Source organism: Streptomyces gobiensis, assembly GCF_021216675.1.
Classification (GTDB): domain Bacteria; phylum Actinomycetota; class Actinomycetes; order Streptomycetales; family Streptomycetaceae; genus Streptomyces; species Streptomyces gobiensis.
The window spans coordinates 5,541,658-5,561,490 of the sequence record NZ_CP086120.1 but is presented as its reverse complement, the minus strand read 5'-3'; the positions used below and the strand labels follow the sequence as shown (position 1 = coordinate 5,561,490).

General features: G+C 70.9%; 21 protein-coding genes and 1 pseudogene. 9 read left to right on the top strand and 13 right to left on the bottom strand.

The window, feature by feature from the left end:
• The first annotated feature begins 83 nt into the window (after nucleotides 1–83).
• Genes test1122_RS25900 through test1122_RS25880 form a run of 5 tightly spaced genes read left to right on the top strand, consistent with a single transcriptional unit; the run spans nucleotide 84 to nucleotide 4,681 of the window.
• Nucleotides 84–1,223, top strand: a complete 1,140-nt coding sequence (locus test1122_RS25900) for an NAD(P)/FAD-dependent oxidoreductase (protein ID WP_232271586.1) — start codon at nucleotides 84–86, stop codon at nucleotides 1,221–1,223.
• Nucleotides 1,220–1,426 carry a (2Fe-2S)-binding protein gene (locus test1122_RS25895; protein WP_232271585.1) on the top strand — a complete coding sequence of 69 codons (207 nt, stop codon included), beginning with the start codon at nucleotides 1,220–1,222 and terminating at the stop codon, nucleotides 1,424–1,426. Before test1122_RS25900 ends, test1122_RS25895 begins: the two co-directional genes overlap by 4 nt.
• Nucleotides 1,423–2,742: an FAD-dependent oxidoreductase gene (locus test1122_RS25890; RefSeq protein WP_232271584.1), complete on the top strand. Its 1,320-nt coding sequence runs from the start codon at nucleotides 1,423–1,425 to the stop codon at nucleotides 2,740–2,742. The genes test1122_RS25895 and test1122_RS25890 overlap by 4 nt, the downstream gene beginning before the upstream one ends.
• Nucleotides 2,739–3,683 carry a dihydrodipicolinate synthase family protein gene (locus test1122_RS25885; protein WP_232271583.1) on the top strand — a complete coding sequence of 315 codons (945 nt, stop codon included), beginning with the start codon at nucleotides 2,739–2,741 and terminating at the stop codon, nucleotides 3,681–3,683. Before test1122_RS25890 ends, test1122_RS25885 begins: the two co-directional genes overlap by 4 nt.
• Nucleotides 3,680–4,681, top strand: coding sequence for a proline racemase family protein (locus tag test1122_RS25880; RefSeq protein ID WP_232271582.1), 1,002 nt, complete (start codon nucleotides 3,680–3,682; stop codon nucleotides 4,679–4,681). The genes test1122_RS25885 and test1122_RS25880 overlap by 4 nt, the downstream gene beginning before the upstream one ends.
• A gap of 22 nt (nucleotides 4,682–4,703) precedes the next feature.
• Here the strand turns inward: test1122_RS25880 and test1122_RS25875 are convergent, their stop codons facing one another.
• Nucleotides 4,704–5,858 carry a CapA family protein gene (locus test1122_RS25875; protein WP_232271581.1) on the bottom strand — a complete coding sequence of 385 codons (1,155 nt, stop codon included), beginning with the start codon at nucleotides 5,856–5,858 and terminating at the stop codon, nucleotides 4,704–4,706.
• 180 nt (nucleotides 5,859–6,038) lie between these two features.
• Between test1122_RS25875 and lnt the strand changes: the two genes are divergently transcribed.
• On the top strand, nucleotides 6,039–7,523 hold the full coding sequence (gene lnt, locus test1122_RS25870) for an apolipoprotein N-acyltransferase (RefSeq protein WP_232271580.1): 1,485 nt from the start codon (nucleotides 6,039–6,041) through the stop codon (nucleotides 7,521–7,523).
• On the opposite strand, the gene test1122_RS25865 is transcribed toward lnt, so the two are convergent.
• From test1122_RS25865 to test1122_RS25825, 9 genes are all read right to left on the bottom strand, one after another.
• The gene (locus test1122_RS25865) at nucleotides 7,495–8,400 is read right to left on the bottom strand and encodes a Gfo/Idh/MocA family protein (protein ID WP_232271579.1); all 906 of its coding nucleotides are present in this window, start codon (nucleotides 8,398–8,400) and stop codon (nucleotides 7,495–7,497) included. The genes lnt and test1122_RS25865 overlap by 29 nt on opposite strands.
• 15 nt (nucleotides 8,401–8,415) lie before the next feature.
• Nucleotides 8,416–8,589 carry a hypothetical protein gene (locus tag test1122_RS26900; protein WP_422397053.1) on the bottom strand — a complete coding sequence of 58 codons (174 nt, stop codon included), beginning with the start codon at nucleotides 8,587–8,589 and terminating at the stop codon, nucleotides 8,416–8,418.
• Between the two features lie 129 nt (nucleotides 8,590–8,718).
• Nucleotides 8,719–9,228 (bottom strand): hypothetical protein, encoded by a 510-nt coding sequence (locus test1122_RS25855; protein WP_232271578.1) that lies wholly within the window; start codon nucleotides 9,226–9,228, stop codon nucleotides 8,719–8,721.
• A gap of 82 nt (nucleotides 9,229–9,310) precedes the next feature.
• A complete protein-coding gene (gene ung, locus test1122_RS25850; protein ID WP_232272076.1) occupies nucleotides 9,311–9,982 on the bottom strand; it encodes a uracil-DNA glycosylase in 672 nt (223 codons plus the stop codon).
• A 78-nt stretch (nucleotides 9,983–10,060) separates the two neighbouring features.
• Nucleotides 10,061–11,644, bottom strand: a complete 1,584-nt coding sequence (locus tag test1122_RS25845; RefSeq protein WP_422397052.1) for an ABC transporter substrate-binding protein — start codon at nucleotides 11,642–11,644, stop codon at nucleotides 10,061–10,063.
• 489 nt (nucleotides 11,645–12,133) lie between these two features.
• Nucleotides 12,134–12,889, bottom strand: coding sequence for an SDR family oxidoreductase (locus test1122_RS25840; protein WP_232271576.1), 756 nt, complete (start codon nucleotides 12,887–12,889; stop codon nucleotides 12,134–12,136).
• Nucleotides 12,890–12,904: 15 nt separating this feature from the next.
• Nucleotides 12,905–13,666 (bottom strand): 3-oxoacyl-ACP reductase FabG, encoded by a 762-nt coding sequence (gene fabG, locus test1122_RS25835; protein ID WP_232271575.1) that lies wholly within the window; start codon nucleotides 13,664–13,666, stop codon nucleotides 12,905–12,907.
• A 108-nt stretch (nucleotides 13,667–13,774) separates the two neighbouring features.
• Entirely contained in the window at nucleotides 13,775–14,182 is a 408-nt protein-coding gene (locus test1122_RS25830) for a DUF3037 domain-containing protein (RefSeq protein WP_232271574.1), read from the bottom strand.
• Entirely contained in the window at nucleotides 14,179–14,997 is an 819-nt protein-coding gene (locus tag test1122_RS25825) for a HipA family kinase (protein WP_232271573.1), read from the bottom strand. Before test1122_RS25825 ends, test1122_RS25830 begins: the two co-directional genes overlap by 4 nt.
• 106 nt (nucleotides 14,998–15,103) lie before the next feature.
• On the opposite strand from test1122_RS25825, the gene test1122_RS25820 reads away from it, so the two are divergent.
• Nucleotides 15,104–15,589: a Rieske (2Fe-2S) protein gene (locus test1122_RS25820; protein ID WP_232271572.1), complete on the top strand. Its 486-nt coding sequence runs from the start codon at nucleotides 15,104–15,106 to the stop codon at nucleotides 15,587–15,589.
• A 15-nt stretch (nucleotides 15,590–15,604) separates the two neighbouring features.
• Here the strand turns inward: test1122_RS25820 and test1122_RS25815 are convergent, their stop codons facing one another.
• Nucleotides 15,605–16,234 carry an isochorismatase family protein gene (locus test1122_RS25815; RefSeq protein ID WP_232271571.1) on the bottom strand — a complete coding sequence of 210 codons (630 nt, stop codon included), beginning with the start codon at nucleotides 16,232–16,234 and terminating at the stop codon, nucleotides 15,605–15,607.
• A 110-nt stretch (nucleotides 16,235–16,344) separates the two neighbouring features.
• Between test1122_RS25815 and test1122_RS25810 the strand changes: the two genes are divergently transcribed.
• Nucleotides 16,345–16,806, top strand: a complete 462-nt coding sequence (locus test1122_RS25810; RefSeq protein ID WP_232271570.1) for a pyridoxamine 5'-phosphate oxidase family protein — start codon at nucleotides 16,345–16,347, stop codon at nucleotides 16,804–16,806.
• Between the two features lie 16 nt (nucleotides 16,807–16,822).
• Here test1122_RS25810 and test1122_RS25805 read toward each other — a convergent pair whose 3' ends face one another.
• Nucleotides 16,823–18,154 (bottom strand): aminotransferase class I/II-fold pyridoxal phosphate-dependent enzyme, encoded by a 1,332-nt coding sequence (locus tag test1122_RS25805; RefSeq protein ID WP_232271569.1) that lies wholly within the window; start codon nucleotides 18,152–18,154, stop codon nucleotides 16,823–16,825.
• 48 nt (nucleotides 18,155–18,202) lie between these two features.
• Between test1122_RS25805 and test1122_RS25800 the strand changes: the two genes are divergently transcribed.
• Nucleotides 18,203–18,877, top strand: coding sequence for a pyridoxamine 5'-phosphate oxidase family protein (locus test1122_RS25800; RefSeq protein WP_232271568.1), 675 nt, complete (start codon nucleotides 18,203–18,205; stop codon nucleotides 18,875–18,877).
• Here test1122_RS25800 and test1122_RS25795 read toward each other — a convergent pair.
• A pseudogene (locus test1122_RS25795) lies at nucleotides 18,854–19,804 on the bottom strand (DMT family transporter); the annotation flags it as partial. The gene test1122_RS25800 and the pseudogene test1122_RS25795 overlap by 24 nt on opposite strands.
• Nucleotides 19,805–19,833 lie beyond the last annotated feature (29 nt).

The following is a 19,833-nucleotide window of genomic DNA, read 5'->3' as shown; positions in this document are numbered from 1 at the left end:
TGCACGGGGCAGCATTCCAGCGGGAACGGTCCATGGCGCCGATTTGCTCGGCGCGCCCGGCGTCGGTCGCTCAAGGGGGTCCGTTGCGCAACGGGACAGCGAGGGCGGCCGATGTGGTCGTCATCGGAGCCGGGCTGGTCGGCGCCGCCTGTGCCTACTACGCCGCCCGGTCCGGACTTGACGTGGTGGTCGTGGACCGGGGGCCGGTCGCGGGCGGCACCAGCGGCGCTGGCGAGGGCAATGTGCTGCTCTCCGATAAGCAGCCGGGGCCCGAGCTACGGCTCGCGCTGCGGTCCAGCCGGTTATGGCGCGAGCTTGCGCAGGCCGGTGGGTTTGAATACGAACCCAAGGGCGGACTCGTCGTGGCCCCGACCGAACAGAGCCGCACAGCGCTCACCGCACTGGCGACCGCACAGCGTGCCAGTGGCGTCCAGCAGCGGGCGGTGGCCGCGCGGGAGCTGCGGAACTATGAGCCCCTGCTGTCCGATGGCCTGGCGGGGGGTGTGTTCTATCCGCAGGACGCGCAGGTCCAGCCCATGCTGGCCACGGCGCGGCTGCTCAGGCACAGCGGTGCCATGGTCCTTACCGGCACCCGGGTCACCGGAGTGCTGGGCCGCGACCGGGTCGCCGGAGTGCGCACCACGGACGGCGACCTGCCCGCCGCCGCAGTGGTGAACGCCGCCGGGCCCTGGGGCGGTGAGGTGGCGGCGCTCGCGGGCACCGAGCTGCCGGTCCTGCCCCGGCGCGGCTTCGTGCTGGTGACCGAGCCGCTGCCGACCGGATATATCCGGCACAAGGTCTACACGGCGGCCTATGTCCGCGATGTAGCCAGCGACGCCGCCGGGTTGGAGACTTCACCCGTGGTCGAGTCCACGCCCGCGGGCACGGTGCTGATCGGGGCGAGCCGGGAACGGGTCGGCTTCGACCGGAGGGTGTCGCTGCCGGTGCTGGGGCGGCTGGCAGCGCAGGCGGTGCGGCTGTTTCCGGCGCTGGGCCAGGTACGGGCCATCCGGACCTACTGCGGCTTCAGGCCCTACTGCCCGGACCAGCTCCCGGTGATCGGCCCTGACCCGGGGCGGCCCGGCCTGTTCCACGCCTGCGGCCATGAGGGCGCCGGTATCGGTCTCGCCCCGGCCACCGGCGAGGCGATCGCCGCGCTGCTGACCGGAGCCAGGCCACCGGTCGATCTCGCGCCTTTCCGACCGGGGAGGTTCAGCACATGAACGAGCTCACGGTGAACGGCACCGCGGTGCCACTGCGGCCGGGACAGACCATCGGCGCGGCGCTGCACGCGGCCGGGGTCCGGCTGGTGTTCTGCGGGATCGGGGTCTGCTTCTCCTGTGTGGTCACGGTCAACGGCAGCGCCACGCTGCGGGCTTGCGTCACCGAGGCCCGGCCGGGCGATGAGGTGGTGACCGGGTCATGACGTATGACCTGCTGGTGATCGGCGCCGGGCCCGCGGGGCTCAGCGCCGCTGTGGCCGCCGCCCGTGCCGGACTGCGGGTGGCGGTCACCGACGCGGGTGCCCGGCCCGGCGGGCAGTTCTTCCGGCACCCGCCGGACGCCCGGCTCCCACGCGGGCTCGCCCGGCTGACCTCGGCCGTGGGCGGGCTGCCGGTCCATCTGCTGCCGGGGCACCGGGTCTGGGCCGTGGAGCCGGGGGCGGCGCACTGTCTGAGCGGCGACCGCGAGGAGCGCCCGGTGACGGTGGCCGCGCGGGCGCTGGTGCTGGCGACCGGGGCCTGTGACCGGGTGCTGCCGTTCCCCGGCTGGGAGCTGCCCGGTGTGCTCACCGCGGGCGGTGCCCAGGCGCTGCTGAAGGGGAGCGGGGTGGTGGCGGGCGACCGCGTGCTGGTCGCGGGCACCGGGCCGTTTCTGCTGCCGGTGGCCTCGGGGCTCGCCACGGCGGGGGCTCGGGTGGTGGGCGTATACGAGGCGAACTCACCGCTTCCGGCGCTGGTGCGCGGGGCTGGTGCCGTCCCGCCGGGGAGGCTGCTGGAGGCGGCCCGGTACGCCGCGGTACTCGCCCGGCACCGGGTCCCGTACCGCACCGGCCGCACGGTGATCGCCGCGCACGGCGAGGGGTCGCTGAAGGGTGTCACTACGGCCCGGCTCGACTCGGGCTGGCGGCCGGTGCGGGGGTCGGAGCGCCATATCGCCTGTGACACCCTCGCGTTCGGATACGGCTTCACCCCGCAGCTCGAACTGCCGCTGCAGCTGGGCTGTGCGACCACCCGCGATACCGGTGGCGGTCAGGTCCTGGCCGTCGATGACCGGCAGCGCACCAGTGTGCCCGGCGTCTACACGGCCGGCGAGCTCACCGGCGTCGGCGGTGCGGGGCTGGCCGCGGTGGAGGGAACCATCGCCGGTCTGGCGGCGGCCCGGGCCCCGGTCCCCGCCACGCTGCGCCGACGCCGTGCCCGGCTGCGCGGCTTCGCCGCCGTACTGCACACGGCCTTCCCCGTGCGGGACGGCTGGCGGAGCTGGCTGCACGCGGACACCGTCATCTGCCGCTGCGAGAAGGTTCCGTACGCCCGGCTGCGCGCCGCCCAGGAGCTGGGGGCCTGCGATGCGCGTTCGGTGAAGCTGCTCACCCGCATCGGTATGGGCCCCTGCCAGGCACGGGTGTGCGGCTTCGCCACGGGGCTGCTCACGGGCGGGGCCGCCGGGCTCGGCGCCCGCCCGATCGCGCACCCGATCCGGCTGTCCGATCTCGCCACCTACGAGGGAGAGAACCCATGACCGATCCCGGGACCGAGCCCTTGACCGAGCGCGTGACCGAGCGCGTGACCCCACGCAGAACCCAGCCATGGCACGGCCTGCTCGTCGCCACCGCGCTGCCGCTGCGCAACGATTTATCGGTGGATTACGAGGCCTACGGTGAGCACTGCCGCTGGCTGGTGGAGCAGGGCTGCGACGGTGTGGTGCCCAACGGCTCGCTGGGCGAATATCAGACGCTCAGCGATGAGGAGCGCAGCCGGGTCGTCGAGACGGCCGTCGCGGCGGTCGGTGGTGCACGGGTGGTGCCGGGTGTCGCGGCCTATGGTGCGCGGGCCGCCCGTCGCTGGGCCGAGCAGGCGGTGGCGACCGACTGCCGCTCGGTGCTGCTGCTTCCGCCGAACGGCTACCGGGCCGATGAGCGCGCGGTGCTCGGCCACTTCACCGCGGTGGCCGAGGCGGGGCTGCCGGTCATCGCCTACAACAATCCGCATGACACCCGGGTCGATCTCGCCCCGTCGCTGCTCGCCCGGCTGTACGGCGAGGGGGCGATCGTCGCGGTCAAGGAGTTCAGCGGCGATGTGCGTCGTAGCTATGAGATCGCCGAACTCGCGCCTGGCCTCGATGTGCTGGCCGGGGCCGATGATGTGCTGCTGGAGCTCGCCGTCAGCGGGGCCGTCGGCTGGGTAGCGGGATACCCCAACGCGCTGCCCGCCTCCTGTGCCGCCCTCTACCATGCCGGGGTGTCCGGCGATCTGGCAGCGGCGCTGCCCCTCTACCGGGCGCTGCATCCGTTGCTGCGCTGGGATTCCAGAACCGAGTTCGTCCAGGCGATCAAGGCATCCATGGAGGTGGCGGGACGGTACGGCGGACCCTGCCGCCCGCCCCGGGTCCCGCTCACGGCCGAGCAGGACGCCATGGTCCGCGCCGCCACCGGGAAGCTGCTTGCGGCGGGACACCGATGAGGACCAGCCGGGTGTTCCACGCGGTCGACTCGCACACCGAGGGCATGCCGACCCGGGTCATCACCGGCGGTGTCGGCGCGCTGCCGGGGGCCACCATGGCCGAGCGGCGGCTCCATGTCATGAAGGAACTGGATGAGCTGCGCACGCTGCTGATGTACGAGCCGCGCGGGCACGCCGCCATGAGCGGTGCGATCCTGCAACCGGCCACCCGGGCGGACGCCGACTGGGGCGTGGTCTATATCGAGACCTCCGGCTGTCTGCCGATGTGCGGGCACGGCACGATCGGGGTGGCGACGGTGCTGGTGGAGACCGGCATGGTGCCGGTGACCGAGCCGGTCACCACGGTCCGGCTCGATACCCCGGCGGGGCTGGTGGTCGCCTCGGTACGGGTTGAGGACGGCGCGGCAAAGGGGGTGACGATCCGCAATGTGCCCTCCTTCAGCGCCGGGCTGGACCGAACGGTGCGGGCGGCGCGGTTCGGTGAGCTCCGCTACGACCTGGCCTTCGGTGGCAACTTCTACGCGATCCTGCCGCTTGACGCGGTCGGGCTGCCCTTCGACCGGGGTGCGCACCGGGCCATCATGGACGCGGGTCTGACCCTGCTGGACGCCGTCAACGAGCAGGCCCGGCCGGTGCATCCGGACGACCCGGGCATCGCCGGGTGCCGCCATGTGCAGTTCCTCGCCCCTGGGGCGGACGCCCACCGCTCCCGGCATGTCATGGTGATCCATCCGGGGATGTTCGACCGTTCACCCTGCGGCACCGGGACCAGCGCCCGGATGGCCCAGCTGCACGCCCGGGGTGAGCTGGGGCTGCACTCGGACTTCGTCAATGAATCCTTCCTCGGCACCCGCTTCACCGGGCGGCTCATCGAGGAGACCACGGTCGGCGGGGCGCCCGCCGTTGTGCCCACCATCACAGGCCGGGCCTGGCTGACCGGCACCGCCCAGTACTTCCTCGACCCCGAGGACCCTTTTCCCGCGGGCTTTCTGCTCTGAGCGTTACCTTCGCGTCCGCGCGTCACCTGCCTTCGCGCAGTCCGTCCTTGGCCGCGCCCCGGCTCAGGACGGCCTCGCTCACCCGGGCGTGCACCTCCCGGTGGCGTTGCGGCGTGGCCCGGACCACCCGGAAGGGCGGGCCGGTGTCCGAGTGGCTGACCAGATACTCCGGCCTGGTCACGGTCCAGCGGTCGCTGCCCGGGCGGGGGGTGAAGGTGAAGCGGGCCATGGATCCCTCGTTGCCGCGGTACATGGCGGGGATGAAGCTGGCGACCTGGTCGCCCAGACCGTAGACCACCCAGGTCCCGTTGACCTTCTCGTAGGGCTGCGGGACATGGTTGTGGGTGCCGATGATCAGGTCGATATCGCGTTCTCCGTCGCTGCGGGCGGCGGTCAGCTTACGGGCCATCCGCAGCTGCCGCGTGTCGGGGGCCTGTTGCCATTCGGTGCCCCAGTGCAGGCTGACGATGACGATATCGGCGCCCGCGCGCCGGGCGGCCCGGGCGTCGGCGATCACACGGTCGGGGTCGAGCATGCTGACGGCCCAGGGCTTGTCCCGTGGGGCCGGGATGCCGTTGGTGCCGTAGGTGTAGGCGAGATGGGCGAGCTGGGCGCCGCCCGCGCTCAGCCGGGCCGGGCGCCGCGCCTCCTTCGCGGTGCGGGCGGAGCCGGTGTGCCGTACCCCCGCCGTATCGAGGGCGTCCAGGGTGCGGCGTACCCCGGCGAAGCCGTCGTCGAGGGTGTGGTTCGACGCTGTCGAACAGCTGTCGTAGCCGGTGTCCCGCAGGGCCGCGGCGATCTGCGGTGGGGAGCGGAAGAGCGGATATCCGGTGAAGGGCCCGGACTCGGCGGCGTAGGGCGTTTCCATATGGCAGATCGCCACATCGGCGTCGGAGATCAGCGGTTCGACCCCCGCGAGGATCTGCCGGAAGTCGTAGCCGCTGTCGCCCGCGTCGGTCCGCGCCTGCTGGATAATGGACGGATACGGAATGATGTCGCCGGTCGCCAGGAGCGTGAAGGCGCCGCGCTTGTCGCGCGCGGGCGACGATTGCTCGGTGGCCGCCTGACCCGCGGGCCTTGTCGTGAGAGGTGTGCCCTGTCCCGTACAGGCCGTGGCCGTCACCACGGTGAGCAGTCCGGCCAGGGCCAGGGCGATGGTATGGACCGGCGGTTTCACCCGTACTCCCTCGTGTCGGTGCTTGTGTTCGCAGCCTGCAACGGCCGTGACAGGCCCGCAGCCCGAGCGGTGGTCCAGCTGCGCCAAAGGAGTTCCGGGCTGGGCCGATCGACGAGGGGCCCTGTCCAGTGGCGAGCCGTGCGCGCACACTGGTCTCTCCACAACTGAGGGAGGCGCGGCATGCGGCTGTCGGTCGACCGGTGGTGGCGCGGGGCGGCGGCGGTCGGGTGCGGGGCACTGCCCGCGCTGGCGTTCCCGGCCCCGTCGCTGTGGTGGCTGGCGTATCTGGCGCTGGTGCCGTGGCTACTGCTGCTGCGGGCGGCGGCCGGCGGGCGGAACGCGGCCTGGTACGGGTGGCTGGGCGGCACCGGCTTCCTGCTGGCGATGCACCACTGGCTGGTGCCGAATCTCCATGTTTTTCTGCTGGTGCTGGCCGCGCTGCTGGGGGTGCTGTGGGCACCGTGGGGCTGGCTGGTGTGGCGGCTGCTGGCGGGCTCACCTCCGGCGGGCCAGGTGCTGGTGGCCATGGCGCTGCTGCCGTCGGTCTGGCTGCTGGCCGAACTGGTGCGGTCCTGGGAGTACTTGGGCGGCCCGTGGGGGCTGCTCGGGGCGAGTCAGTGGCAGGTGCCGCCCGCGCTGCGGCTTGCTTCCTGGGGCGGGGTCTGGCTGGTCAGCTTTCTGCTCGTGGCGGTGAACCTGGCCCTGGCCACGCTGATCACGGCGCCCCGGGGCCGTATCGCCGCTGGCTGTGCCCTCGCCGTCGGTGTGTCGGCCGCGGCTGCCGCGTGGGTGTGGACGCCGCTGCCGGAGCGGACGGGCACCGCGCGGGTGGCACTGGTGCAGCCGGGGATCACACCGTCAGCGTCCGTGCGCTTCGACCGGGGCGAGGAGCTGACCCGCGGGCTGGCCGGCCAGGAGGTGGATCTGGTGGTGTGGGCGGAGAGCAGCGTCGGCTACGACCTGTCCGCCCGGCCGGATCTTGCCGCGCGGCTGGCGGCGCTCTCCCGGAAGGTGGGTGCGCCGGTGCTGGTGAATGTGGATGCCCGGCGGGTGGGCGGACCGGGCATCTTCAAGAGTTCGGTGCTGGTCGGGGAGCGGGGTCTGACCGGTGACCGCTACGACAAGATGCGGCTGGTGCCCTTCGGGGAGTATGTGCCGGCCCGATCGGTGCTCGGCTGGGTGACGTCCGTGGGGCCGGCGGCGGAGGAGGACCGCCACCGCGGCACCGAACAGGTGGTGATGGACGCGGACGGGCTACGGATCGGACCGCTGGTCTGCCTTGAGACAGCTTTCCCCGATATGAGCCGCCATCTGGTCCGGGATGGCGCTCAGCTGCTGGTCGCGCAGTCGGCGACGTCCACCTTCCAGGAGAGCTGGGCACCCCAGCAGCACGCCTCACTCGCGGCGCTGCGGGCGGCCGAGAGCGGGCGGCCGATGGCGCATTCGACGCTTACGGGGATCACCGCGGTGTTCGGGCCACACGGTGAGCCGGTGGGCGAACAGCTGGGCACGGACCGCAGCACGGCGCGGGTCTACCCTGTGCCGCTGGCCTCGGGCAGCAGCCCGTACATCCGCATCGGCGACTGGGTGGTGTATGTGGCGCTCGCCGTGGTGGCCGTCTTCGGCGCACTGGCGCTCAGTCGGCTTGTTCGAGCACGGAAGTGACGATCTGCTCGCACAGCTCATGGGTGCGCAAGGCGTCCTGAGCGCTGATCTGCTTGCCCACCCGGACGGCGTCGAGAAACGTGTGGACCGCCTGCTCGGTTCCGCGCTGCCGGGCCACCGGAACCCAGTCACCACGGCGGCGGACGCTGGGCTGGCCCTTGTGGTCAATGATCTCGGCGAGGTTGCGGATCTCCCGCTTCGAGTCCTGGCCGGAGACCTCCAGGATCTCCTCGGACGAGCCCGAGAGCCGGTTCATGATCCCGATCGCGGTGAACCCGGCGCCGGACAGCTGCAGAACGACATGGTGAAGGAGCCCGCCCCGGATCCGGGCCCGCACATCAACACGGTCGGCGGGGCCGGGGATGAGGAAGCGCAGAGTATCGACAACATGGATGAAGTCGTCGTAGACCATCTGCCGTGGATCCTCGGGCAGTCCGACGCGGTTTTTCTGCATCAGGATCAGATCACGCGGGTGCTCCAGACACTGGACGTAGCTGGGCGCGTAACGGCGGTTGAAGCCCACCGCGAGTCCGGTGCCGCGTGCCTCGGCCAGCTCGACGAGGCGCTGGGCGTCGGCGAGTTCGTAGGCGAGCGGCTTGTCCACGTACGTCGGCACCCCGGCCTCCAGGAGCCGGGTGACGAGCTGGGGGTGTACGGCTGTCGGGGCATGGACGAAAGCGGCGTCCGGCTCGGTGGCCAACAGCGCCGCGAGGTCGGTGTGACGGTGCTGCTCGGGGATCCGGTGGATGTCGCCGACCCGCTGGAGCGTGGCGGCCGTGCGGGTGTGCAGATGCGGTTCCACGCCGGGGAGAGCGGTGAGCACGGGCAGATACGCCTTCTGGGCGATGTCCCCCAGGCCAATCACGCCGACCTTCACTTCGGGCTCCTCGGTTCAGTTCGATGCCGTCTCCGGATCCGGTGCCCCGGCAGCATACGGGGTAGTGGGCGGGCGCCAGTCGGCGATGCCGTCGAACGCGCGCAGCACCAGCCGGGGGCCGAACCGTCCGACGGCGGCGACCAGGGCGTTACGCGCGAGCACGGCGGGCGTGCTGCTCAGCGTCGTCATCCGGCCGGCCCTGGCCGAGCGGCGTACCACCTCCATGGTGCCTGGCAGCCGGTCGGGACGATGGCGTCCTCGATGGCCTGATCGCCGCCCTGGCCGAGGCTGACAGCCGTGACTCCCCGCCCCTAGGCTTCACTCCTGCGGGAGTTCTTCACCCAGCCGTCGCTCCAGCCGCTCAATGGCAGCCTGGATCCCGGCTCCGTACTCATCGTCGTCCAGCTCACCCAGCTCACCCAGCGCTCCCCGTGTCCGGTCCAGCTCCCGCCGGGCGGCGGCGCCGTCGCGGAGCTTGAGGTGATCGGCGGCGAGACTGAGGTAGAGCGAGGGGTAGAAGGAGCGCACCACGAGCGCCTGCTCCTCCCCCGTGGCCTGCTCCCCGGTGGCCTGCTCCCCGGCCAGTGCGTCGGCCGCGGCCAGGGCGCGCAGATCCCACTCCAGCTCTGCCTCAGGGTCTTCCTGGGTGTCTGCCATATAGTGCGCGACCGTGCAGCGGTGGAGCAGATCGCCGTCCGTACCGAGCTCCTGCCACAGCCCCGCCAAGCGGTTGCGCGCTTCCTCCCGGTCTCCGCCCCGGTGCAGGATGACCGCCTGGCCGATCCGGGTCGTCATGGCGTGCTCGGATGCCTCCTGCTGCTGGGACACCGGGGCTCCTTCTGCGTGTGCGCCGTGCTGATGTGCGCCCCTGACGCTAGCCCCCGGCAGTGACAATCCGGTTCAGGCGCACTCACTCCGACAGGTTCGCGATACGCCAGTCGACCGGGGTGTGCCCCTGGGCCGCGACCGCTTCGTTGATCTGGGTGAAGGGCCGGGAGCCGAAGAACTTCATCGCGGACAGCGGCGAGGGGTGGGCCCCCTGCACCACGGCGTGCCGGTCGGTGTCGATGAGCCGCAGCTTCTTCTTGGCGTAGTTGCCCCAGAGCACAAAGACGGCCGGGTCGGGGCGGGCGGCCACCGCGCGGATCACCGCGTCGGTGAAGGTCTCCCAGCCCTTGTTCTTGTGCGAGTTGGCCTCGCCCGCGCGCACCGTCAGCACCGCGTTGAGCAGCAGCACGCCCTGCCTGGCCCAGGGCATCAGATAGCCGTTGTCCGGCACCGGAATGCCGAGGTCGTCGTGCAGCTCCTTGTAGATGTTCCGCAGGGACGGCGGTGTCTTCACCCCGGGCCGCACCGAGAAGCACAGCCCGTGTCCCTGGCCCTCGCCGTGGTAGGGGTCCTGGCCAAGGATCAGCACCTTGACCTGCTCATACGGCGTAGCGTCCAGCGCGGCGAAGACTTCCTCCCGTGGCGGATACACCGGCCCGCGTGCCCGCTCCTCCCCGACGAACTCGGTGAGTTCCTTGAAGTAGGGCTTCTCCAGCTCCTCGCCGAGGACGCCCTGCCAGGAGCCGGGCAGCATGCCGTTCACGTCGTCAACCTCCGAGTTGTGCGTTCCGTACGACACACCAAAACGTACCGGTGCCCACCGACAACGTGACTACCAGCTTGACTTACGGTGCAGCTCCCACATCCGCATGATGGTCGAGGCGTCGATGGCCCACTCGACCCCGGCGATCTCCTCGTGCGCCGCGATATACACCCGGCCCTGCCACAGCGGCAGCAGACGGGCGTCCTCGGCGAGGATGCGCTGTGCCTCCTTGAGCGAGGCACCGGCCGCCCCACGGTCGCTCTGCTGACGCGACTTGGGCAGCAGGGTGCCCGTCAGCTTGGCGTCCTCGTAGGGAATGCCCAAAGCGTTCTGCTTGCCGACGAACGGACCGATGTAGTTGTCCGCGTCCGGGAAGTCGGGGAACCAGCCGCGCCCGAACACGGGGTACTTCCCCTTCTGGTACGCCTTCTGGAACTCATTCCACTCCCGGCCCTCAATGGTGACGTCGAACAGCCCGGAGCCATTGAGCTGCCGCTTGATCTCCTCGAACTCCGCCTGGGTGGTGGCGCCATAGCGGTCGGTGGTGTACCAGAGCGTGAGCTTGACCGGCTCGTTGATCCCGGCCGTGGTGAGGAGCTCTTTGGCCTTACGGTGGCTGGGCTCGCCGTACTTGTCGTAGAACGCACTGGTGTGTCCGGTGATGCCGCCGGGGACCATGGAGTACAGCGGCTCGGCCGTCCGCTTGTAGACCTCGCGCACCAGCGCCTTGCGGTCGATCAGCTGGGCGATGGCCTCCCGGACGGCCGGATTCTTGACCGACGGGTCTTTCGGGTTGAACACCAGATAGCGGATCTCGGTGCCGGTGGCCTCGCTGAGCTTGATGCTGGAGTCCTTCGACTGCGCGTCCTCAAAGCTGATGATCTGCTCCGGGGTCAGTCCGCGGAAGGCGAGATCGATATCCTCCCCCTCAAGCGCCTTGACCATGCGCCCGGACTCTTTGAAGTACTCGATGGTCACGGCGTCGTTCTTGAGTTTGGCTGCGCCCTGGTAGTGGTCGTTCTTGACCAGCTCGGACTTCTCACCCGCTTCGTACGACTCCAGCTTGTACGGACCGGAACCGGCGATGTCATCCGATTTCAGAAGCTTGTCGGCCGGATAGACCTCTGGGTCGACCAGAGCGGCGGCAGGGGTGGCGAGAATCAGCGGGAAGGTCGCGTTGGGCTCCTTGAGATGGAAAATGACGGTTCCATCGCCGCTCGTCTCTATTCGGTCCAGGCTCTCCAGCAGCTGAGCGGGGCCAGTAGCCGCATTGATCTTCAGGGTGCGCTCGATGGAGTGCTTGACCGCCTTGGCGTCCAGCGGGTGCCCGTTGGAAAACTTCAGGCCCTCCTTGAGCGTGCAGCGGTACACCTGACTGGCGTTGTCGGTGAAGCCGCAGCTCTTCGCCGCGTCGGGCTCCGGCGTACCGCTGGAGTTCGGGAAGTGCAGCAACGACTGGTAGATATTCCGGTACAGCTCCCAGGAGCCGTCCCAGGCACCGGCCGGGTCGAGCGCGCTGGGCGCGCTGGTGGTCCCCACCACGATGGGCTCGTCCTCACCGCGGCCTCCCCCGGACAGCGAACCGCATCCGGCGAGCACGGCCGTCGTTGACAACATCGCCATGCCTCTCAGAAGCCTCTTCCGGCTGAACACGTGCACGCTCCTCGATCGGCGGGGCCAAGCTGATGCGGTACGGGGGAGGTCGTCCATAGACGCGGGGCTACGGTCCAGCCCTCGGCCCCACGCAGAGCGCACCGGTGCCACGAGTGGACCCCACAGGCCTATGACGAGGCAGACCCTACCGCAGCCCCCGCCCGAACTGCATGGACAGCTCAATTACCTGCTCAGTCTCACAGGAAACGCCCGTCCGCCCGCAGGGCCGGGCAGCACCATGACGGGCTGCCCGGCCTGTTAGGGGGTGTCCGGTGGATCTCCGTGGAGGAAGGAGCTGGGGGCACCTCCCAGCGGCAGCTGGGGGAGTCTGGTGCGTGCGATCGCAAGGCGGAGGAGGAAGCCAACCTGGTTGGTTGGCGACCGACGACAACGCAGCGAGCGTGCGTGCCTGGGGGCACCTCCCAGACGGAGTCTGGGGGAGTCGCGACGCCGCGGAGATCCACCGGACACCCCCCTAGCACGCGGGGTTCATCCCACGCCCGCGTTGAGGAAAAGACCGCCGTCAACGACGAGCGTCTGGCCGGTGATCCACCCCGACTGGTCGGAGGTGAGGAAGGCCGCCGCTCCCCCGATGTCCTCCGGTGTGCCGAGCCGCCCCATCGGATAGCTCCGGACGACCTCCTCCTCGCGTCCCTCGTAGAGCGCGACGGCGAACTTCGTCTTCACCACGGCCGGTGCGATGGCGTTGACCCGCACACCCGGCGACATCTCGTGCGCCAGCTGCTGGGTGAGGTTGACCATCGCGGCCTTGCTGATGCCATAGGCGCCCACAAAGGGCGAGGCGGACAGCCCGGCGACCGAGGCGATGTTCACGATCGCGCCGCCGTGCTCCTTCTGCCAGGCGGCCCAGGTGCGCTGGGCGAAGCCGAGGGCCGAGATGACGTTGGTGTCGAAGACCTTGCGGGCGACGGCCAGGTCAAGCTCGGCGATCGGGCCGAAGACGGGGTTCGTCCCGGCATTGTTGATGAGGTAGTCGACCCGCCCGTACGCCTCCATGGTCCCTTCCACCGCCGTGGCCTGGTGCGCCTCGTCGTGGGCCTTGCCCGCGACGCCCATGGCCCGGTCCGCGCCGAGCTTGTCGACGGCCTCCTTGAGCGAATCCTCATTGCGCCCGGTGATGCATACCCGGTCGCCTCGGGCGATCAGCGTCTCGGCGATGCCGTATCCGATGCCCCGGCTGCCGCCGGTGATCAGCGCGACACGGCCGCTGTCCTGCACTGTCATTGCGTTTCCTCCGGGTCAGTCGAGCGGTCCGCCGGCCACGTACAGGACCTGGCCGGAGACGAAGCCCGCCTGCTCACCGGCGAAGAAGGCGATGGCGCCCGCGACATCCTCGGGCTTTCCGACGCGCTGTACGGGGATCTGGCTGGCCGCTGCCGCCTGGAGGTCCTCGAACCCCATGCCGACACGGGCAGCGGTCTCGGCGGTCATATCGGTGGCGATAAAGCCCGGGGCTACCGCGTTGGCGGTGATGCCGAACTTGCCCAGCTCCTTGGCGAGGGTCTTGGTGAATCCCTGCAGCCCGGCCTTGGCCGCGGAGTAGTTGATCTGACCGCGGTTGCCCAGCGCCGAGCTGGAGGAAAGGTTGACAATCCTGCCGAAACCAGCGTCAACCATATGCTTCTGGCAGGCGCGCGACATCAGGAACGCACCGCGCAAGTGGACGTTCATGACGGTGTCCCAGTCGGACTCGCTCATCTTGAACAGCAGATTGTCGCGGAGCACCCCGGCATTGTTGACCAGGACCGTCGGCGCGCCGAGCTCGTCGGCGACCCGCGTGACGGCGGCCTCCACCTGCTCCGCGTCGGACACATCACAGCCGACGGCCAGCGCGGTGCCGCCCGCTGCCGTGATCTTCTCGACGGTGTCCTTGCACGCCGTCTCGTCCAGGTCGAGCACGGCGACCGCTCGACCTTCCTCGGCCAGCCGGACGGCAGTGGCCGCTCCGATGCCTCGGGCTCCGCCCGTCACGATCGCGACGCGCTGCTCGGTGGTGGACATGCTGGTTCTCCTCGCCTTGAGTGATGAGCAACCGCTTAGTACCTACGGCAGAGGTGACGCTAGAAGCCCGGCAACGCACTGTCAACGCTCTTCCGGCAGGGGTGAGGTTCAACGCACCAGCAGGTCGAGCAGCCGTTCCGTCTCCGCCTCGGGGTCAGTGGTCAGGCCGGTGTGCACCGGGCCCGGCTGAACGACGGTGCTGCGCGGGGCGATCAGCCAGCGAAAGCGCCGCCCGGCATCGTCCCCGGCCGCCTGGCCGGCGTCCGCGCCGCCACGGCATACGCCCTCGATGGCGCGCAGCGCGGCCCGTACTCCGACGACGTCCGCGTCCGGGTCGAGCGCCCGCAGCCGGCCCACGTCCAGGTGGACCCGCGCGGCGACAAAGGAACGGGCCCGGCAGTAGAGGATCACTCCGGCGTTGATCTGCTCGCCGCGCTCGACTCTGGGCACGACCCGCAGCACCGCGTACTCGAACACATCAAGAGCACCGCGCTCAGGGAGACCGTGCCCGCTCACTGGCCGTCCTCCGTCCAGCCGGTCAGCCAGCCCGGCGCCTGGGAGGGCCTGTCCATGCTGGGCGCACCGATGGCGATGCGCTCATGAACGGTCCGGGCGCGGGCGGCCAGCACCTCGGTATAGGCGCGGCGCAGTTCACGCGGGGAGCCGAAGCCGGGTTCATCGACCAGCCACTCGTCGGGCACATCGGCCGCGCACTCGGCGAGCAGTTCCTCGGTCACGCGCGGCGCCAGTTCCGCCGCGGCCGCGGCGATATCCGGACCGAAGGACGCCGGTACATGGTCGGAGGCGTCGTATGACTTGGCGGACGCGGTGGGCGCCGTGGGCCAGTTGTGGTGCCAGATCATGGTGGCGCCGTGGTCGATGAGCCACAGCTCGCCGTGCCAGACGAGCAGATTGGGGTTCCGCCAGGAGCGGTCGACGTTGTTGATGAGCGCGTCGAACCACACCACCCGGCCCGCCTCGGCCGCGCTCACCTGATAAGCGAGAGGTTCAAAGCCGATCGACCCGGGCAGGAAGTCCATTCCGAGGTTGAGGCCACCGCTGGCCTTCAGCAGCTCCTGCACCTCCTGGTCCGGCTCCCCCAGACCGATCACCGGATCGAGCTGGATCTGGACCAGCGAGGGCACCCGCAGCCCGAGGCGGCGGGCGAGCTGCCCGCAGATGACCTCCGCGACGAGGGGTTTGCGACCCTGCCCGGCTCCGGTGAACTTCATGACGTATGTACCGAGATCGTCGGCCTCGACGATGCCCGGGAGCGAGCCACCCTCCCGCAGTGGGGTGACATAGCGGGTGGCGATGACTTCGGGGAGCATTTCACCAGGTTAGACGTGGTGGGGAAGATCCTTGCCACCCATTGAACACAGCGGGAGCGCGCGCCGTACCTCCTCGTGAACCGTCCATGGACCAGGAAGGGCAACCATGTCCGAACCACTGACCACCCGCCGTACCCTGCTCGCCGCCGCGGGGGCCACCGGGCTCGCCGCCACGCTCATCGCCTGCGGTGACTCCGGCGGCTCAGGCAATGGCTATGGCGCCGACGGCGGTGGCGACGGCGCCGACGGCGGTGGCGATTCCCCGGCACAGGAGCAGACCCCGGAGGGTGGGCAGGACGGCGGTGGCGCGGACCTGGCCAAGACCTCGCAGATCCCGGAAGGCGGGGGCACCGTCTTCCGGGATGAGAAGATCGTGGTGACCCAGCCCACCAGCGGTGACTTCAAGGCGTACTCGGCGACCTGCACCCACCAGGGCTGTGTGGTGCGCGAGGTGAAGGGGGGCACCATCAACTGCGCCTGCCATGGCAGCAAGTTCAGCATCGCCGACGGGAGCGTGGCGGACGGCCCGGCGCAGAAACCGCTGCCCGAAGCCCGGATCGCCGTGGACGGCGACACCATCCGGCTGGCCTGACCCGGCGGCACCTGCTCAGCGCTTCCACGCGCCCAGCACATCGGCGGTGGCGGTGACCGTGGCGACCAGAGCGAGGGTGTTACGGACCATCGCCGGGGTGTAGTCCTGCGGCACCCCGGCGATGGCGTCAGCCGGGACCACGGCGGTGTAGCCGAGATTGACCGCGTCAAAAACCGCGTTGGGGATGGCCACATTGGCCGACACACCGGTAATGACCAGGGTGCGGGCCCCGATGTTCCGCAACAGCGGGTCCACAGCCGTGCCCGCCAGCGGCGACAGCCCATGCAGCCGCCGTACGACGAAGTCCTCCTCGGAAACCGGGATGGGATCGGCGACACGGACTGCGGCGGAGCCGGTCAGCTGCTGGACGGGGAGCCGTTCGGCGGCTCGGAAGAGGCGGGCGTTGCGGTTTGAACCGCGCCCGTCGGGGCGGCGCTCGGCGACCGCGTGCAGTACCTGTACCCCTGCGGCGTGCGCGGCGTCCACCAGCTGGGCAACACGGGCCAGCGCGCCGGAGGCGCGGACGGCGTCGGCGAGTTCGGGCAGCGCGCTGTCCGTGCCGACCACACCACGCTGGCACTCGACCGTGAGCAGAGCGGTGGTCGCCGGGTCGAGCAGTTGGGCGAGCCGGTGCTGCGGTGGCATGCGGTCCTCCCTAGTAGCTGGCCAAGCCCGGGAGGCTAGCCGCCATTGTGTTCGCGGGGAAGAGCGCGCATGATTCCTGACGGGCAGTCAGCGATGCGGAGGTGGGCACGATGGCCGGAGCGGGGCAGCGAAGGGGTCGCCGGATCATGATGACGCCGCAGGAGCTCGACGCGTTCCTGGTCAGGCAGCGCACCTGCCGGGTGGCGACCGTGGGCGCGGACGGCAGCCCGCATGTGGGGGCGCTGTGGTTCTGCTGGGACGGGGCCTCGCTGTGGCTGTTCTCCATTATCCGCAGCAAGCGCTGGGCGCAGCTGCGCCGTGATCCCCGGCTGGCGGTGGTGGTCGATGACGGGACGGACTACGGCGAGCTGCGGGGCGCCGAGCTGTCGGGCGAGGCGGTCTTCGTCGGGGAGGCTCCGCGCACCGGCGAGCCGTGCGCGGAGCTCGACGCGCCGGAGAAGCTGTTCGCGGCGAAGTACTTCGGGCTGGACCGGATGCCGCACGATGAGCGGCACGCATGGCTGCGGCTGACCCCGCAGACCGTGGTGTCCTGGGACTTCCGCAAGCTCTGAGCGTGATGGCGTGGCTTCAGCCGTAACGCCGCGCCTCGAAGGGCTGGACCGCCGCCGCCACCGCGTCGGCGACCGGGGCGATGTCGCGCCCCGACAGCCCCGATACGGTCAGCCGTATCCCGGGCGGCGATGCGAGCCGGAACCGGGCGCCCGGGGCGACAGCCCAGCCGGAGTGCAGCAGCCGCGCGACGGCGCCGGTCTCATCCGGCACCGGAACCCATACGTTCATCCCGCTGCGGCCGTGCGCCGGCACGCCCCGGTCGGCCAGTGCCGCGATGAGGGCGTCCCGTCGCTGGCCGTAGGAACGGGCGGTCTCCCCGGCGTCCACGGCCCGGGACTGCCACAGATGAGTGACAGCGTCCTGCAGAAGGTGGCTGACCCACCCCGGGCCGAGCCGCTGCCGGCCCTGCAACCGGTCGAGGGTCACCGCGTCACCGGTGGCCACGGCGAGCCGCAGATCGGGGCCGTATGCCTTGGCGGTGGAGCGAATCAGGATCCAGTGGTCGGTGCTGCCCGCGAGCGGATACAGCGGGAGATCGACGATGCCGTGCCCATGGTCGTCCTCGATCAGCACGGTGCGGGGGTGAGCGGCGAGCACCTCACGCAGCGCGTCGGCGCGCTCGGCGGAGACCGCGGCGCCGGTGGGATTCTGCGCCCGGTCGGTGACGACCAGAGCCCGGGCCCCTCGCCGCAGCGCATGGTCGGCCCGCTCCGGCAGCGGTCCCTCGTCGTCGACGGTGACGGGGACGGCACGCAGCCCGAGCGCCGGGACCAGGTCGAGCAGGCTGCCCCAGCCGGGGTCCTCGACGGCGACCGCGTCGCCGGGCTTGAGGTGTGCCGTAAGGGTCCGCTCGATGGCGTCGAGGGAGCCGGAGGCGAGAGCGACCGGCGCCTCGGGCACTCCGTCAGCGGCGAAGGCCTCGCGCGCCATACGGACCAGCTCCGCGCTGACGGCGGGGTCACCGTACAGCGAGGGCCGCTGGGCATAGCGCGCGGCGGCCGCGGCGAGGGCGGCGCCGAGGGCGGGCAGCAGGGCCAGGTCGGGGTTGCCCTGCGAGATGTCGCGCACCCCCTCGGGCGCCTCGACCCGGATCGCTTCCCGTGGCGTACTGGCGGGCCTGGCACGCACCCGGCTTCCCCGGCGCCCGGCGGTCTCGATGACGCCCCGCTCCCGCAGGGTGCGGTAGGCGGCGGCGACGGTGTTGGGGTTCACCCCGAGCTGAGCGGCCAGCTCCCGCATGGGAGGCAGGACTTGTCCCGGCGGCAGCTCACCGGAGCCCACCCCTCGCTCCACGCTTGCGGCGATCTCAGCTGCGCGCCGCCCGGCAATCCGATACTCTCCTAGCACAAACCAGATTATGCACTAGTGCATAATAAACCACCAGAGGAGAGCACCATGGCCGTCACCGCGGACTCCTACGCGCCGACCGAGCGCACCGTCCCCACCCGGGCGCGCGAACGTGCCGCGTACGACAAGGAGTTGGTGCACGCGATACTTGACGAGGGCTATCTGTGCCATCTGGGCTTCGTCCGCGACGGCGCACCCGTTGTCCTGCCCACCCTCTACGCCCGTATCGGCGAGCGGCTCTATGTGCACGGCTCGACCGGCTCCCGGCCGCTGCGCGCCGCCGGACAGGCCGGTCCGGGGCTGCCGGTGTGTGTGACCGTCACCCATGTCGACGGGCTGGTGCTGGCCCGCTCGGCGATGCACCACTCCCTCAACTACCGCTCGGTGGTCGTCCACGGCACCGCCCGGCCACTGACCGACCAGAGCGAGAAGGCCCGTGTACTTGACGCCCTGGTCGACCATGTGGTGCCGGGCCGGGCGGCGGACGTCCGCCCGGCCAACGCCAAGGAGCTGGCCGCCACCGCGGTCCTCGTGCTCGACCTGCACGAGGTCTCCGCCAAGGTCCGCGACGGCGGCCCGAACGACGATCCCGAGGACCTGTCACTCCCGCACTGGAGCGGTGTCCTCCCAGTCGCCACGTCCTACGGCGCCCCGGTCCCGGCCGACGACCTCGATGTCTCGGTCCCGGTTCCGGGCTACCTCACGGCTTACGCCCGCCGCTGACCGGGCCTCGGCCAGTACGAGCGCCGTCACCGCCGCCAGCAGCACCGCGGTTCCGACGACGGTGGGGACGGTGAGGTGCTCGCCGAGCAGGGTCACCGCGATCAGCGCGGCCGTAACCGGCTCGATCAGCACGATCAGCGAGGCGGTGGCGGCCCGCACCACGGCGAGCCCGGCGAAATACAGCCCGTAGGCGAGGGCGGTCGGGACGGCCGCGATGTAGGCCATCAGCCACAGCGAGCGGCCCAGCCCCTCCGCCTGCGGCCACATCCCCTCCACTCCGGCGAGCGGCAGCAAGAGCACCGCCGCGACCGCGAAGGCGGAGACACTGGTGGCGAAGGGATCGCCCGCACCGCCGGTACGTCCCAGGTGCCGGATGTAGAGGGTCATGGCGCAGTAGCCCAGAGCGGAGAGCAGCGCGTAGGCCACACCCAGCGGACGCACCGTGCCGGAGCCGTCGGCGCCGCCGAGCACCAGCACGCACAGCCCTATGAGGGTGCACACGACCGCGAGCGCTCCGCCCCGGCCGAGCCGCTCGGCCATCCACACCCGGGCGCCCAGCGCGACGAGCACCGGCGCCGCGCCGAGGGTGATCACCGTGGCGACCGCCAGTCCGGTGGCCTCCACGGCGGCGAAGTAGGCGACCTGGAAGACCGTGAAGCCGAGGCCCGTGAGGGCGATCCGGGTGATGCGGCGACGGCGTGGCTCGCCAACCGGTGCCGCGGCAGGCCGTCGGCGCAGCGCCCGTACGGCCAGCAGCAGGGCGAGTCCGCCGGCCACTCGCCAGAAGGTCAGTGCGATGGGGCCGAGCCCGCTGGTGTCGAAGAGCAGCGCGGCGGCCGCACCGGCGGTGCCCCAGGTGGTCGCGGCGATGATGACGAAGATCAGCCCCCGGCCCACAGGCGGGGTCGGGGAAGGGTGGTACTGCATGGAGGTGCTCCCGCGGAAGACATGGAAGG

What these genes read in the sequence shown, in the direction of transcription:
- test1122_RS25895 (WP_232271585.1), top strand. Translation starts at nt 1,220, where the DNA reads ATGAACGAGCTCACGGTGAACGGCACCGCGGTGCCACTGCGGCCGGGA.
- test1122_RS25890 (WP_232271584.1), top strand. Translation starts at nt 1,423, where the DNA reads ATGACGTATGACCTGCTGGTGATCGGCGCCGGGCCCGCGGGGCTCAGC.
- test1122_RS25885 (WP_232271583.1), top strand. Translation starts at nt 2,739, where the DNA reads ATGACCGATCCCGGGACCGAGCCCTTGACCGAGCGCGTGACCGAGCGC.
- test1122_RS25880 (WP_232271582.1), top strand. Translation starts at nt 3,680, where the DNA reads ATGAGGACCAGCCGGGTGTTCCACGCGGTCGACTCGCACACCGAGGGC.
- lnt (WP_232271580.1), top strand. Translation starts at nt 6,039, where the DNA reads ATGCGGCTGTCGGTCGACCGGTGGTGGCGCGGGGCGGCGGCGGTCGGG.
- test1122_RS26900 (WP_422397053.1), bottom strand. Translation starts at nt 8,589, where the DNA reads ATGACGACGCTGAGCAGCACGCCCGCCGTGCTCGCGCGTAACGCCCTG.
- ung (WP_232272076.1), bottom strand. Translation starts at nt 9,982, where the DNA reads ATGCTGCCCGGCTCCTGGCAGGGCGTCCTCGGCGAGGAGCTGGAGAAG.
- test1122_RS25840 (WP_232271576.1), bottom strand. Translation starts at nt 12,889, where the DNA reads ATGACAGTGCAGGACAGCGGCCGTGTCGCGCTGATCACCGGCGGCAGC.
- fabG (WP_232271575.1), bottom strand. Translation starts at nt 13,666, where the DNA reads ATGTCCACCACCGAGCAGCGCGTCGCGATCGTGACGGGCGGAGCCCGA.
- test1122_RS25825 (WP_232271573.1), bottom strand. Translation starts at nt 14,997, where the DNA reads ATGCTCCCCGAAGTCATCGCCACCCGCTATGTCACCCCACTGCGGGAG.
- test1122_RS25820 (WP_232271572.1), top strand. Translation starts at nt 15,104, where the DNA reads ATGTCCGAACCACTGACCACCCGCCGTACCCTGCTCGCCGCCGCGGGG.
- test1122_RS25815 (WP_232271571.1), bottom strand. Translation starts at nt 16,234, where the DNA reads ATGCCACCGCAGCACCGGCTCGCCCAACTGCTCGACCCGGCGACCACC.
- test1122_RS25810 (WP_232271570.1), top strand. Translation starts at nt 16,345, where the DNA reads ATGGCCGGAGCGGGGCAGCGAAGGGGTCGCCGGATCATGATGACGCCG.
- test1122_RS25800 (WP_232271568.1), top strand. Translation starts at nt 18,203, where the DNA reads ATGGCCGTCACCGCGGACTCCTACGCGCCGACCGAGCGCACCGTCCCC.